Annotated in this window: 12 protein-coding genes; 3 read left to right on the top strand and 9 right to left on the bottom strand. The window is 67.8% G+C overall.

Annotated features, from left to right (window positions below; all coding sequences use genetic code 11):
- Positions 1 to 226: 226 nt before the first annotated feature.
- The 6 genes from ARTB_RS19285 to ARTB_RS19260 are packed head-to-tail and all read right to left on the bottom strand — an operon-like array spanning position 227 to position 6,754.
- On the bottom strand, positions 227 to 1,060 hold the full coding sequence (locus ARTB_RS19285; RefSeq protein WP_243181942.1) for an aldolase/citrate lyase family protein: 834 nt from the start codon (positions 1,058 to 1,060) through the stop codon (positions 227 to 229).
- Complete coding sequence (hpaH, locus tag ARTB_RS19280; RefSeq protein ID WP_243181941.1) at positions 1,045 to 1,830, bottom strand: 2-oxo-hept-4-ene-1,7-dioate hydratase; 786 nt, start codon at positions 1,828 to 1,830, stop codon at positions 1,045 to 1,047. Before hpaH ends, ARTB_RS19285 begins: the two co-directional genes overlap by 16 nt.
- Before the next feature lies 1 nt (position 1,831).
- Positions 1,832 to 2,920, bottom strand: a complete 1,089-nt coding sequence (gene hpaD / locus ARTB_RS19275) for a 3,4-dihydroxyphenylacetate 2,3-dioxygenase (protein ID WP_028276400.1) — start codon at positions 2,918 to 2,920, stop codon at positions 1,832 to 1,834.
- Positions 2,921 to 2,968: 48 nt separating this feature from the next.
- Positions 2,969 to 4,483, bottom strand: a complete 1,515-nt coding sequence (hpaE, locus tag ARTB_RS19270; protein ID WP_243181940.1) for a 5-carboxymethyl-2-hydroxymuconate semialdehyde dehydrogenase — start codon at positions 4,481 to 4,483, stop codon at positions 2,969 to 2,971.
- A 56-nt stretch (positions 4,484 to 4,539) separates the two neighbouring features.
- Positions 4,540 to 5,241, bottom strand: coding sequence for a GntR family transcriptional regulator (locus tag ARTB_RS19265; RefSeq protein WP_243181939.1), 702 nt, complete (start codon positions 5,239 to 5,241; stop codon positions 4,540 to 4,542).
- Positions 5,234 to 6,754 (bottom strand): fumarylacetoacetate hydrolase family protein, encoded by a 1,521-nt coding sequence (locus ARTB_RS19260; protein ID WP_243181938.1) that lies wholly within the window; start codon positions 6,752 to 6,754, stop codon positions 5,234 to 5,236. Before ARTB_RS19260 ends, ARTB_RS19265 begins: the two co-directional genes overlap by 8 nt.
- Before the next feature lie 249 nt (positions 6,755 to 7,003).
- Between ARTB_RS19260 and ARTB_RS19255 the strand changes: the two genes are divergently transcribed.
- Positions 7,004 to 8,917, top strand: coding sequence for an FAD-binding monooxygenase (locus tag ARTB_RS19255; RefSeq protein WP_243181937.1), 1,914 nt, complete (start codon positions 7,004 to 7,006; stop codon positions 8,915 to 8,917).
- Between the two features lie 44 nt (positions 8,918 to 8,961).
- On the opposite strand, the gene ARTB_RS19250 is transcribed toward ARTB_RS19255, so the two are convergent.
- From ARTB_RS19250 to ARTB_RS19240, 3 genes are all read right to left on the bottom strand, one after another.
- A complete protein-coding gene (locus ARTB_RS19250) occupies positions 8,962 to 9,819 on the bottom strand; it encodes a prephenate dehydratase (RefSeq protein ID WP_243181936.1) in 858 nt (285 codons plus the stop codon).
- A gap of 85 nt (positions 9,820 to 9,904) precedes the next feature.
- Positions 9,905 to 10,678 (bottom strand): dienelactone hydrolase family protein, encoded by a 774-nt coding sequence (locus ARTB_RS19245; protein WP_243181935.1) that lies wholly within the window; start codon positions 10,676 to 10,678, stop codon positions 9,905 to 9,907.
- Between the two features lie 102 nt (positions 10,679 to 10,780).
- Complete coding sequence (locus tag ARTB_RS19240) at positions 10,781 to 10,957, bottom strand: CsbD family protein (RefSeq protein ID WP_043435744.1); 177 nt, start codon at positions 10,955 to 10,957, stop codon at positions 10,781 to 10,783.
- Positions 10,958 to 11,132: 175 nt separating this feature from the next.
- On the opposite strand from ARTB_RS19240, the gene ARTB_RS19235 reads away from it, so the two are divergent.
- Both ARTB_RS19235 and ARTB_RS19230 read left to right on the top strand, forming a co-directional pair.
- Complete coding sequence (locus tag ARTB_RS19235) at positions 11,133 to 11,606, top strand: SRPBCC family protein (RefSeq protein ID WP_243181934.1); 474 nt, start codon at positions 11,133 to 11,135, stop codon at positions 11,604 to 11,606.
- Positions 11,606 to 12,283 (top strand): pentapeptide repeat-containing protein, encoded by a 678-nt coding sequence (locus tag ARTB_RS19230; protein ID WP_243181933.1) that lies wholly within the window; start codon positions 11,606 to 11,608, stop codon positions 12,281 to 12,283. The genes ARTB_RS19235 and ARTB_RS19230 overlap by 1 nt, the downstream gene beginning before the upstream one ends.
- Positions 12,284 to 12,318: the final 35 nt, after the last annotated feature.

Below are 12,318 nucleotides of genomic sequence, written 5' to 3'. Positions count from 1 at the left end.
CTTGGAATCACGCCGGGCCAGCCAACCAAACCGCCACCCCACAGACACGTCAGAACGCCCGGCCAAACATGCGGCGCGCACTGTCATGCCCGGAGCATGCACTTGACACGACCTATAGCCAGCTAGGACCCACCGGTCCCGGCACGCAGAAATGCGACGGCGGCAGCCACCTGGCAAGGGGGGGGCTGCCGCCGTCGAGTTTAACCGAGCATAATGCGGAGGGCCTTCAGTAGCTGGCGGGGGTGCCGCCGGGCTCAGCCATTGCGTCCGGTGGGATGAAGTCGGCGGCAAGGGCCTCGGAGCCGCGAGCCAGGATGGACACATCGGCCCCCACCAGAACGAACGCCGCGCCGGCGGCCATGTAGCCGCGGGCCGTTGCCGGGTTGAAAGCGTTCACGCCGGCAGGCTTCCCGGCCGCTGTGGCGGCGGCAAGGCAGTGTTCGACGGCGGCGCGCACCCGTGGGTGTTCCTGCTGGCCCAACAGGCCCATGGAGGCGGCGAGGTCGGAGGGCCCCAGGAAGATCGCGTCCACGCCCTCCACCGCCAGGATGTTCTCCACGGCGGCAACCGCGGCTTCGGATTCAATCTGGACGGTGACGCTGACGGTGTCGGAGGCGCGGGCGAGGTAGTCCGGGATCCGGTTCCAGCGCGCGGCCCGGGCAAGGGCCGAGCCCACCCCGCGGACGCCGTGGGGCGGGTAGCGGGTGGCGGCCACGGCGGCCTCCGCCTCGGCTGCCGAGTTCACCATGGGGATCAGCAGGTTCTGGACGCCCAGGTCCAGGTACTGCTTGATGAGCACCGTGTCATTCACCGGCGGCCGGACCACCGGATGGACCGGGTAGCCGTGCACGGCCTGCAGTTGGGCCAGTATGGATTCGAGTCCGTTGGGGCTGTGCTCGGCGTCGATCAGGAGCCAGTCCAGACCGGACCCGGCGCAAAGCTCGGCTACCAGGGGACTGCCCGAACACACCCACATCCCGGCCAGCGGCCGGCCGGCAGCGCCGGTTTGGTTGCGCAGGGCGTGCTTGAAGGTTGCGTCGGGTTCTACTCGAAGCGGCATGTGATGCTCCCCAGGGGTCCGTAGTCGGCGTGCACGGTGTCACCCTTGTAGACCCAGAGGGGCCGGGTGAAGGAGCCGGCGAGGATGATGTCGCCGGCTTTCATGCCATCGCCGTGGGCGGCAATCTTGTTGGCCAGCCAGTGCACGCCGTTGGCCGGGTGGTCCAGGACCCCTGCCGCGACGCCGGTTTCCTCCACGGTCTGGTTCTTGTAGAGGATGGCGGAGACCCAGCGCAGGTCCACGGCGTCCGGGCGGACGGGGTTGCCGCCGATCACCATGGCGCCCATCGCCGCGTTGTCCGCGATGGTGTCCACGATGGTCCGGCCCTCCATTTCGATCCGGGAGTCCAGGATCTCCAGGGCCGGGACCACGTAGTCCGTGGCGGTCAGGACGTCGAAGATGGTGCAGCCGGGACCGGCGAGGTCGGTCTTCAACACGAACGCGAGCTCCACCTCCACCCGGGGATGGGTGTACCGGTCCCAGTCCACGGAGCAGCCGGTTTCCAGCACCATGTCATCGAAGATGGCGCCGTAGTCCGGCTCGGTGATGCCGGTCGCGGCCTGCATCGCCTTGGACGTGAGGCCGATCTTGCGGCCCACGAGCCGGCGTCCAGCGTCCTCGTTGCGCCGCCGCCACAGCCGTTGGACTGCGTAGGAGTCCTCCACCGTCATCCCCGGGTAGCGGGTGGTCAGGCGCGGGACCGGTTTGCGGTTCCGGCCGGCTTCCAGCAGTTCGTCTGCGATGGCCTCGATCGTCGCGGAATCCAGCACGCTAAACCTGCGCCCCGAGCTTGAAGCCCGTCGCTTCTCCGGCGGAGCCGTCCTCTTCCTTGCGGGTGTAGGAGAACCCGTCGGCGCCCACGGTCACGGCCATCTCGCTCTTTTCCTCGCGGACGATCACGGGCTGGGGGTTGCCGTCGAGGTCCAGGACCAGGGAGGCTTCGGTGTACCAGGAGGGGACCACGGGGTTGCCCCACCAGTCGCGGCGCTGGTTGTCGTGGACGTCCCAGGTGATGGTGGGGTTGTCCGGGTCGCCGGTGTAGTAGTCCTGGGTGTAGATCTCGATGCGGTGGCCGTCCGGGTCCAGGATGTAGAGGTAGAAGGCGTTGGAGACGCCGTGCCGGCCGGGGCCGCGTTCGATCCGGTCCGAGATGCGCAGGGCGCCCATCTTGTCGCAGATCTGGATGATGTTGTGCTTCTCGTGCGTGGCGAAGGCAATGTGGTGCAGCCGCGGGCCGTTGCCGCCGGTCAGGGCGGTGTCGTGCACAGTCTGCTTGCGGTGCATCCACGCGGCGTACGTGACGCCGTCGGAGTCCTTGATGTCCTCGGAGACGCGGAAGCCCAGGTCCTCGAGGTACGCCCGGCCGCGCGGGACGTCCGGGGTGACCTGGTTGAAGTGGTCCAGCCGGACCAGTTCGCCGGCGGAGTAGAGGTCGTAGCGCTGGGTGAGACGCTCGACGTGTTCGGTCTCGTAGAAGAATTCGTAGGGGAAGCCCAGCGGATCCTCGACGCGGACGGCGTCGCCGATGCCCTTGGTGAAGCCTTCCTTGCGGCGCTCGGTGCGGCAGCCCAGTTCCTTGTAATAGGCCTCGGCCGCGTCCACCTCTGCCGGCGACTTCACCCGGTAGGCGAAGGCGGCCGCGGCGGCCACGGGCCCCTTGCGCAGCACCAGGTTGTGGTGGATGAACTCTTCGAGGGACCGCAGGTAGATGGTGTTTTCGTCTTCTTCGGTGACGTGCAGGCCCAGCAGGTCCACATAGAACTGGCGGGACTTGGCGAGGTCCGTGACCACGAGTTCCAGGTAGGCGCAGCGGACGATGTCCGGGGCCGGGACAGTGGGGGTGGGGACGAAGTTGGTCATGGTGCTCTCTCTTCTTTGAAAGGGGTCTGGGTGGCGCCGGCGGGAAACTTAGGCGCCGAATTTGGGCGTGTGAACGGTGCCGAGGGTGATGTGGACGGCCTGCTGGTCGGTGTAGAAGTCGATCGAGCGGTAGCCGCCCTCGTGGCCCAGGCCGGAGGCCTTGACCCCGCCGAACGGGGTGCGGAGGTCGCGGACGTTGTGGCTGTTGAGCCAGACCATGCCGGCCTCGACGTTTTGGGAGAAATTGTGCGCGCGGGTCAGGTTCTGGGTCCAGATGTACGCCGCGAGCCCGTACCTGGTGTTGTTCGCCAGGGCGAGGGCTTCGGCGTCGGTATCGAACGGTGTGATGGCGACGACGGGGCCGAAGATTTCCTCCTGGAAGATCCGCGCGTCCGGGGCGACGTCGGCGAACACGGTGGGGGCGATGTAGTTGCCTGCGGGCAGGTGGTCGGGGCGGCCGCCGCCGGCCAGCAGCCGGCCTTCGGTCTTGCCGATTTCCACGTAGGAGGCCACCTTGGCGTAGTGCTCCGGGTGGACCAGGGCGCCGACCTCGGTCTTGGGGTCGTGCGGGTCCCCGACCACGATGTTTTTGGCCCGGGCCGCGTACTTCTCGCAGAATTCCTCGTACACGGCGCGCTCCACCAGGATCCGGGAGCCGGCGGTGCAGCGCTCGCCGTTGAGCGAGAAGACGCCGAACAGGGCGGAGTCGATCGCGGCGTCGAGGTCGGCGTCGGCGAACACGACGCACGGTGACTTGCCGCCGAGCTCCATGGAGAGGCCCTTGAGGTTGGCCGCGGCGTTGCGGAAGATCGTCTGGCCGGTGGTGGTTTCGCCGGTGAAGGAGATCAGCGGCACGTCCGGGTGCTTCACGAGGGCGTCGCCGGCTTCCTCGCCGAGGCCGTTGACCAGGTTGAAGACGCCGTCGGGAAGGCCGGCGTCCTTGAAGATCGTCGCCCAGAGCGAGGCCGAGAGCGGGGTGAATTCGGCCGGCTTGAGCACCACGGTGTTGCCGGTGGCCAGGGCCGGGGCGAGCTTCCAGGACTCGAGCATGAACGGGGTATTCCACGGCGTGATGAGCCCGGCGACGCCGATCGGCTTGCGGTTGACGTAGTTGATCTGGGCGCCGGGGACCTTCATGGCGTCGTCGAACTGGGCCACGATCAGGTCCGCGAAGAAGCGGAAGTTCTCAGCCGCGCGCAGCGCCTGGCCCTTGGCCTGGGTGATGGGCAGGCCGGTGTCGAACGTTTCGAGCTCGGCCAGGCGGGCCTCCTGGGCCTCGACGGCGTCGGCGATCCTGTTTAGGATCCTGGCCCGCTCGCGCGGCTTCATCTTCGGCCATGGGCCGTTGGTGAACGCCTCGCGGGCGGCGGCGACGGCGAGGTCGATGTCTTCCTTCTGGCCGGCGGCGGCGGTGGCGTAGTTGGTGTTGGATACCGGGTCCAGGACATCGAAGGTTGCCCCGCCCACGGAGTCGACGAATTCGCCGTTGATGTAGTGCTGGATGTGGCTGGGAAGGCCCTGTGGGACGTAGTGGGTGGTGGTTTCTGCGGCAGTAAACGTCATTGTTTTTCCTTACTGATAGTGCAACGCGGGGTCACTTACGGCCCATGCCGGGCGCCTCAATGGGCGCTAAGTGACCCCGCGTTGGTCTGGGCGAGGTACGCGTCGAGGGTGGCGCTGCGGTGGCGGCGGGCGGCCTTTTCGATGTCATCCGGGCTGGCGCCGGACTCGATGAGCTGCAGCAGGGCCTCGTGTTCGTCCACGGATTCGTGGGCCCGGCCCGGGACGAAGCGGAACGTGGAGGAGCGCAGCGACGCGAGCCGGTTCCAGCCCCGGTGGACGAGGTCCAGGATGTGCGGGTTGGGGCAGTGCTCGAACAGGACGGAGTGGAAGTCCTGGTTCAGCCGGGTGAACCGGACGGGGTCGAAGTGCTGCAGGCACTCGCGCATCTCGGCGTTGACGGCCCGGGCGCGGGCCACGTCCGCCGCCCCGATCAGCGGGGCCGAGAGTGCCGTTGCGGCGCCCTCGACGATGCTGAGGGTCTGCATCGTGTAGAGGTATTCGGTGGGGTCGATTCCGGACACGGTGGCGCCGACATTCCGCTCGAACTTGACCAGGCCCTCGGCCTCGAGCCGGCGGATCGCTTCACGGACCGGCACCACGCTGACGCCCAGGTCCTCGGCGATCTTGGCCAGCACCAGCCGGTAGCCGGGGGAGTAGGTCCCGTCCACGATCCGGGCCTTGACGGCCGCATAGGCCTGCTCGGATTTGCTGCCGGAGGTCGCGGCCGTCGTGGCTGCGGCCCTGGCTGTGTCAGTCATGGGCCTTGCCTGCTTCCCATTCCTGGTACCGGGTCCGCCAGGCGGCGTTGAGCGGGTAGAGGCCGTCCACGCTGTGGCCCTGCTGCACCATCTCGGCGATGAAGGTTTCCTCTTGTTCCTGCGCGATGGAGTCGTCCGCGAGCTCGTGGGCGAGGGCGGGCGGGATCACCAGGATCCCGTCGGCGTCCGCGACGATGATGTCCCCGGGCTGCACGGTGGTGCCGCCGCAGGCGATGGTGATGTCCGTGTCCCAGGGGATGTGCCGGCGGCCGAGCACGGCCGGGTGCGGGTTGGCGTAGTAGGTCGGCATGTCCATGGCGGCCACGGCCGTGAAGTCGCGGACGCCGCCGTCGGTGATGATGGCGGCTGCGCCGCGGACCTGGGCGCGCAGGGCCAGGATGTCCCCGATCGTGCCGGTGCCCTTTTCGCCGCGGGCCTCCATCACCAGGATCTCGCCCTCGTTGACGGAATCGATGGCCTTCTTCTGGGCGTTGAAGCCGCCGCCGTGGGTCGTGAACAGGTCCTCGCGGTTGGGCACGTAGCGCAGGGTCCGGGCCAGGCCCACGATCCGCCGCTCCGGGCGGGTGGAGGTCAGGCCGTCGATGCTGACGTTGTTCAGGCCGCGTTTGCGCAGTTGGGAGGAAAGGGTGGCGGTGCAGACGGACTCCAGTTTGGCCTTGAGCTCCGGGGACAGGCCCGGCATCCCTGACGGCTGGGCGGCGGCGAGGCCGGCCGCTTCACGCGAACCGTAGGCTTCCTCCCGCTGGAGATCATCGGTCTTCGGCCGGGCGCCGAAGTCCGCGAACGGCGTCGTGCCTTCCTCCACCAGGGTGACCAGCCGGCCCGTAGTCAATGCAGCACCGGTGAGCCCGCCGCCCGCGGCGCCTCCCGTCGTCGCGCTGACTTCCACCTCGACGACGTCGCCCGGCTTGGCCACCGACGCCCCGGCGGGGGTGCCGGTGAGGATGATGTCGCCCTCTTCTAGGGTGAGCAGCTGGGACAGGTCGGCCACGAGCCGGGCGAACGGGAAGAGCAGGTCCCCGGTGGTGTCGTCCTGGACCAGTTCACCGTTGTGCCACGTGCGGATCCGCAGTTTGGCGGGATCGACGGCCTCTGCCGCGATCAGGCCCGGGCCCACGGGCGTGAAACCGTCGCCGCCCTTCGAGCGGAGGTTGGAGCCCTTGTCCGCGTAGCGGAGGTCGTAGACGCCGAGGTCGTTGCTGGCGGTGACCCATTCGACGTGGCTCCACGCATCCTCGAGGCCCACGCGGCGGGCGGTCTTGCCGATGATCAGGGCGATCTCGCCCTCGTAGCCGAGCAGTTCGCAGCCGGCCGGGCGCTCCACGGTTGAAGGCGCTGCTGCCGAACCGAGAGCCAGCGACGACGACGGCTTCAGGAAGTAGGAGGGCTGCTCGGGTGTGCGGCCGCGCTGGGCTGCCCGGCTGGGGTAGTTGATATGCACCGCGATGACCTTGCGGGCCGCGGCCAGGATGTGGTCGGTGACCTGTTCCAAGTGTTACTCCTCATCGAGTACGAAATCGTATACGAAACACTATGGACCGGGAATCGGGGAGCGTCAACCCCTTGCGCGGGAATGTTCGCCGGGACATTTGCCGGGACCATCTGGCGCACTTGTAACCTGCGTCATATCTGACGTACAGTTTTGGATCAGGGACCGAAATTCTATTATCGAACGTCACGTTCTAATATCGAACACGCTAGGTCGGCGACAGGCCGCCACACAACGAAGTGAGGAAAGCCCGTGCATTTCCACCACCACGGCTACGTATCCGGTGACCCGCGGGTCCAGCCGGCCGCCGGCACCGGCATCGACCGGCCCATGCAGCTTCCCGACGAGGTTGATGTGCTGATCGTGGGCTCCGGCCCCGCAGGCATGCTCGCCGCGGCCCAGCTGTCCCAGTTCCCGGGCGTCACCACCCGGATCGTGGAACGCCGGCCGGGCCGGCTCGCGATCGGCCAGGCCGACGGCATCCAGGCCCGCAGCGTCGAGACCTTCCAAGCCTTCGGTTTCGCCGAGCGGATCATCGCCGAGGCGTACCGCATCACGGAGATGGCGTTCTGGAAGCCGGATCCCGCGGACCCCTCGAACATCGTCCGCAGCGCCCGCACCCTCGATGACCCGGGCGGGATCAGCGAGTTCCCGCATCTCATCGTCAACCAGGCCCGCGTGCTCGACTACTTCGCCGAGTTCATGGCCATGTCCCCGAGCCGCATGAGCGCGGACTACGGGCTGGAGTTCCGCGGCCTGGAGGTCACCGGCGAGGGCGAGTACCCGGTCGCCGTGACGCTGGCGCACACCGCCGGTCCTGACGAGGGCCGGGAGCGCATCGTGCGGGCCAAGTACGTGGTGGGCGCGGACGGCGCCCGCAGCAAGGTGCGCGACTCGATCGGCTGCACCATGGCGGGCGACCAGGCCAACCACGCGTGGGGCGTCATGGACGTGCTCGCCTCCACGGACTTCCCCGACATCCGGCTCAAATGTGCCATCCAGTCCCACGACGGCGGCAGCATCCTGCTGATCCCGCGCGAGGGCGGGCATCTCTTCCGCATGTATGTCGATCTCGGCGAGGTCGCCGCGGACGACCGCGGTGCGGTCCGCAAGACCACCATCGAGCAGATCATCGCCAAGGCCAACGCGATCATCCACCCCTACACGCTCGACGTGCGCAACGTGGCCTGGCACAGCGTGTACGAGGTGGGCCACCGCCTTACCGACAGGTTCGACGACGTCCTCCCGGAGGAGCTGGGCACCCGCACGCCGCGGGTGTTCATCACCGGCGACGCATGCCACACGCACAGCGCCAAGGCCGGCCAGGGCATGAACGTCTCCATGCAGGACGGCTTCAACATCGGCTGGAAGCTCGGCCACGTGCTGGAGGGACGCAGCCCGGAGAGCCTGCTGTCCACATACTCGGCTGAGCGGCAGGTGGTCGCGAAGAACCTGATCGACTTCGACAAGGTGTGGTCGACGCTCATGGCGAAGAAGCCCGAGGAGTTTGAAAACCCCTCCGAGCTCGAGGACTTCTACGTGCGCACCGCCGAGTTCCCTGCCGGCTTCATGACCGAGTACTCGCCGTCGATGGTCGTCGCTGAGGCGACGCACCAGCAGCTGGCCACCGGCTTTCCCGTCGGCAAGCGCTTCAAGTCCGCGCCCGTTGTGCGGGTCTGCGACACCAACCCGGTCCAGCTCGGCCACCAGGCCACGGCGGACGGCCGCTGGCGCATCTACGTCTTCGCGGACCAGGCGGCGCCAGGACAACAGGCGGGGGCCCCGTCGCCCGCCGCGGACCTCGCCGCGTGGCTGGCCACCGCGCCGGACTCGCCGCTCGCCGCCACCCCCGCGGGGGCCGACCGGGACGCCTGGTTCGACGTGAAGGTGATCTACCAGCAGGATCACACGGGCATCGACATCGGCAACGTCCCCGCGGTGTTCAAACCGGAGGTGGGGCCGTTCCAGCTCCCCTACCTCGAAAAGGTCTACGGCACCGACCCGGCGGCGGACATCTTTGAGTTGCGCGGCATCGACCGCGGCGGCGTCATAGTGGTAGTGCGCCCGGACCAGTACGTGGCCAACGTCCTGCCGCTGACGGCGACGGCGGAGCTTGCCGCGTTCTTCGCACCCCTGCTGCGGGCAGGGCGGGCCGCGGCGGTGTGACCGCGTGGGGTGGCCTTCTTCGCAAGGTTTGTCCAGGCTGGCGGTCAGAGGCCGGCTGCCTGCCTGGACCTGTATTCCGCGGCGGGGTAGACGCCAAGGATGCGCACCTCCGTGGTGAAGAACTCCAGTTCCTCCAGCGCCAGGCTGAGCGGCAAATCCTCGGGGTGCCCCTCGACGTCGGCCATGAACATCGTGGCCGCAAATTCATTGCCTACCATGTAGCTTTCCAGCCGCGTCATGTTTACCCCGTTCGTGGCGAATCCTCCCAGCGCCTTGTAGAGGGCTGAGGGGACATTCCGGACACGGAATACAAAGCTGGTGACTGCCGGTCCGGACAGGATGTCCCGGGCCGGCAGCGGCTTTTCCCGTGCCAGAACCACGAACCGCGTGGTGTTGGAAGGGTCGTCTTCGACGGCGGAGGCGAGCACTTCCAGGCCATAGAGTTGGGCCGCGAGTGGAGGAGCGAGCGACAGTTTTGTGGGATCGTTCCAGTCGCGCACTTCGCGGGCGGACCCGGCGGTATCGCCGGCGATCACGGGGCGCAGGCTGGCGGAGCGGATCAGCCGCCGGCACTGCCCCAACGCGTGGAGGTGGCTGTGGACCTCGGTGGCTGCCTCGATGGTGCTGCCCGGGATGCCCAGCAGGTCGAAGTGAATGGGCAGAAAATACTCGCCGACGATCTGCAGCCCGGACTGTGGCAGCAGCACATGGATATCGGCCACCCTGCCGGCAATGGAGTTTTCGATCGGAATCATGGCCAGGTCGGCGGTGCCGACGGCCACCAGTTCAAAGGCGTCTTCGAAACTCGCGCAGGGAACGCTCTCCAGTTCGGGGAACATCTGCATGCACGCAATATTGGAGTTGGCGCCCGGTTCACCCTGGTACGCAATCTTCTGGGCCATGCTCCGTATGGTTTCACGCCGGGCGCCCTCTCACCCAAGTAAGTCGCGGCAGGGCCGTTTGAGGACCAAAAGCCCCTGCTGCGACTCAGCTGGGGTTCAGATGCTTGGCGAAGTGGTCCTCGATCCGCTGCCAGGCTTCCGGGGCCGATTCCGGATCCGGGCCGATGCCCATGACCCGCATGAGCGGCCGCAGCACCTTCGGCCCGGTCTCCACGTCGTTGAGGAAGGCGTGCCCGGCGTGCGGGAACTCCTTCACGTCGTTCTCCACGCCCAGCCCGTCGAGCACGGCCGCGAGTTTCGCCGCTTCGCCGGGCAGGGTGCGGTCCCGGCCACCGAAGTTGGCCACGATCGGGCAGGCGCCGGCGAGGGCCTCCCCGGGGTCTTTCGGGCGCCGTCCGTAGTTGACGGCGGCGGCGTCGAAGCCGTCGTTGGCCAGCAGCAGGGCGAAGCCGCCGCCCATGCAGAAGCCGATGACGCCGATCTTGCCGGTGGTCCGGCCGGTTTCGCGCAGCCAGTCCCGGGCGGCGGCCAGATCGGTGAAGGCCCGGCCCTCGCCCGCGGACAGCGCGCGCATGGTGGCGACGAGGCAGCGGCGCGCCCCGCCGTCGCTGTAGAGGTCAACGGCCAGTGTCAGGTAGCCGGCCGCCGCCATCCGGTCGGCGTGGCGGATGGTGATGTCGTCCAGGCCAAACGCCTCATGGACCATCAGGACCGCGGGGAACGGCCCTTCGCCCTGCGGCGTCGCCAGGTAGCCGCGCAGCGCCGGCGAACCGCCGGCGGCGGCGCCGGACCTGCCGAGGTCAGTATTGCTGAGATCGCGGGTGGCGGGCTTGCCGCGTCCTGCGTGTGTCCGTGCCATGCTGACCCCTCCGTCGGCTGTGGGGCCATTCTTGCACGGGCACAAAAAAGCGGCGCCGGAAATCCCCCAAAGGAAGATCCGGCGCCGCCATCGTTCTAAGGACTAGTCCTTCTTGAAGGCGTCCTTGACGTTTTCGCCGACCTTCTTCGCGTCGGCTACAACCTGGTCCTTCTGGCCCTCGGCGCGCAGCTGGTCGTTGCCAGTGGCGTTTCCGGCAGTTTCCTTGGCCTTGCCGCCGAGGTGCTCTGCTTCGTTCTGAATCTTGTCTCCGACACCCATGGTGTAGGCCACCTTTCGTTCCGGTTGAAAATACTGTCCGATCAGCCTAACACAAAGCATGCTTACTAATTCAAGGGGTCTCGCGGGGTAATTCTCCGGAGCGTCGTCCGCGGCAGCGGCGGGGCGGTTCGCGAAAGGATGAAATCCCCCCGGCCCGCGGGCTAGGCTCGAGGTCATGGACCACAAGACCACTCTCACGCAGCACATCAAGGCTCCGGCGGACGCGGTCTGGGCGGTGGTGTCGGACATTCCCGGATCTGCCGCGACCCTCTCCGGCGTCGAATCGATCCAGATGCTCACCGACGGACCCTATGCCGTGGGCACCCGCTGGAAGGAAACCCGCACCATGATGGGGCGCGCGGAAACGGTGGAGATGTGGGTTTCCCAGTCCGAGGCGCCGTCGAACGGCCGGGGCGGCAGCACCACCGTGAAGGCCCTCCAAGGCGGCGCCGACTACACCACCAGGTTCGCGCTGGCAGAGCGCGGCGGCGGAACGGACCTCACGCTGACCTTTGGCGCCGAAGTCATCCAACCGACCCGGTTCAGCAGGATCATGCTCACCGTGTTCGGTCCGCTCGGGATGCGCATCACCCGCAAGGCGCTTGCAAAAGACCTGGCGGACATCGCGGCCAAGGCCGAGTGCCGGTGATGGTCCGGCGCACTGCGGCGGAGAAAACCCCCAAGGTCACCGCCCCCCGGCTCGCGCCGGTCCGGCCCGGGGATCTGCAGGACGACCCTGCCCCGGAGTTCCGGCGGGGTGTTCGGTACGACGGCGTCCGTTACAGCCGCGCGTCGGCAGACGGTCTGGACCTTGGCGGTACGGACTTTGCCGAGTGCGAATTCACCGCGGTGTCCTTCAACGAGACGCAGCTGCGGGGCGCGACTTTCCGTGACTGCATCCTGACCGAGACGTACGCCCCGGTGCTGATGGCGGCCCGGACCAGCCTGCGGGATGTCGAGATCGGCAACCCCCGCTGGGGATCGGCGGAGCTCTATGAAAGCGGCTGGCAGTCCGTGCGGATCGACGGCGGCAAACTCGACTACGTGAACCTGCGCGGATCCAAGCTCACGGACGTGCAGATCAGCGACTGCATCATTAACGAGCTGGATCTGGGCTCCTGCACCGCCACGCGCGTCGCCTTGAAGAACTGCACGATCGGCACCCTCGATTTCACCGGAGCCCGACTCAAGGACTTCGACCTCCGGGGCACCGACTTCCGCACCATCAGCGGTCTGGGCAGTCTGTCCGGCCTCGTCGTCGACGATCACCAGCTCACCCTGCTCGCTCCATTGCTCGCGGCTCATCTGGGCGTCGTCGTCGCGTAATCCGGCGGCATCCGGTTGACCCCCTTGCTCCGCCG

Origin of the sequence: Arthrobacter humicola, from assembly GCF_022803015.1 — a bacterium.
GTDB lineage: Bacteria > Actinomycetota > Actinomycetes > Actinomycetales > Micrococcaceae > Arthrobacter > Arthrobacter humicola_A.
This window is presented reverse-complemented; position numbering and strand designations above follow the sequence as displayed.

Excerpts from the sequence above, each read along its gene's own strand:
- ARTB_RS19240 (WP_043435744.1), bottom strand. The coding sequence starts at position 10,957 with ATGGGTGTCGGAGACAAGATTCAGAACGAAGCAGAGCACCTCGGCGGC.
- ARTB_RS19245 (WP_243181935.1), bottom strand. The coding sequence starts at position 10,678 with ATGGCACGGACACACGCAGGACGCGGCAAGCCCGCCACCCGCGATCTC.
- ARTB_RS19235 (WP_243181934.1), top strand. The coding sequence starts at position 11,133 with ATGGACCACAAGACCACTCTCACGCAGCACATCAAGGCTCCGGCGGAC.
- hpaE (WP_243181940.1), bottom strand. The coding sequence starts at position 4,483 with ATGACGTTTACTGCCGCAGAAACCACCACCCACTACGTCCCACAGGGC.
- hpaD (WP_028276400.1), bottom strand. The coding sequence starts at position 2,920 with ATGACCAACTTCGTCCCCACCCCCACTGTCCCGGCCCCGGACATCGTC.
- ARTB_RS19230 (WP_243181933.1), top strand. The coding sequence starts at position 11,606 with ATGGTCCGGCGCACTGCGGCGGAGAAAACCCCCAAGGTCACCGCCCCC.
- ARTB_RS19285 (WP_243181942.1), bottom strand. The coding sequence starts at position 1,060 with ATGCCGCTTCGAGTAGAACCCGACGCAACCTTCAAGCACGCCCTGCGC.
- ARTB_RS19265 (WP_243181939.1), bottom strand. The coding sequence starts at position 5,241 with ATGACTGACACAGCCAGGGCCGCAGCCACGACGGCCGCGACCTCCGGC.
- ARTB_RS19250 (WP_243181936.1), bottom strand. The coding sequence starts at position 9,819 with ATGGCCCAGAAGATTGCGTACCAGGGTGAACCGGGCGCCAACTCCAAT.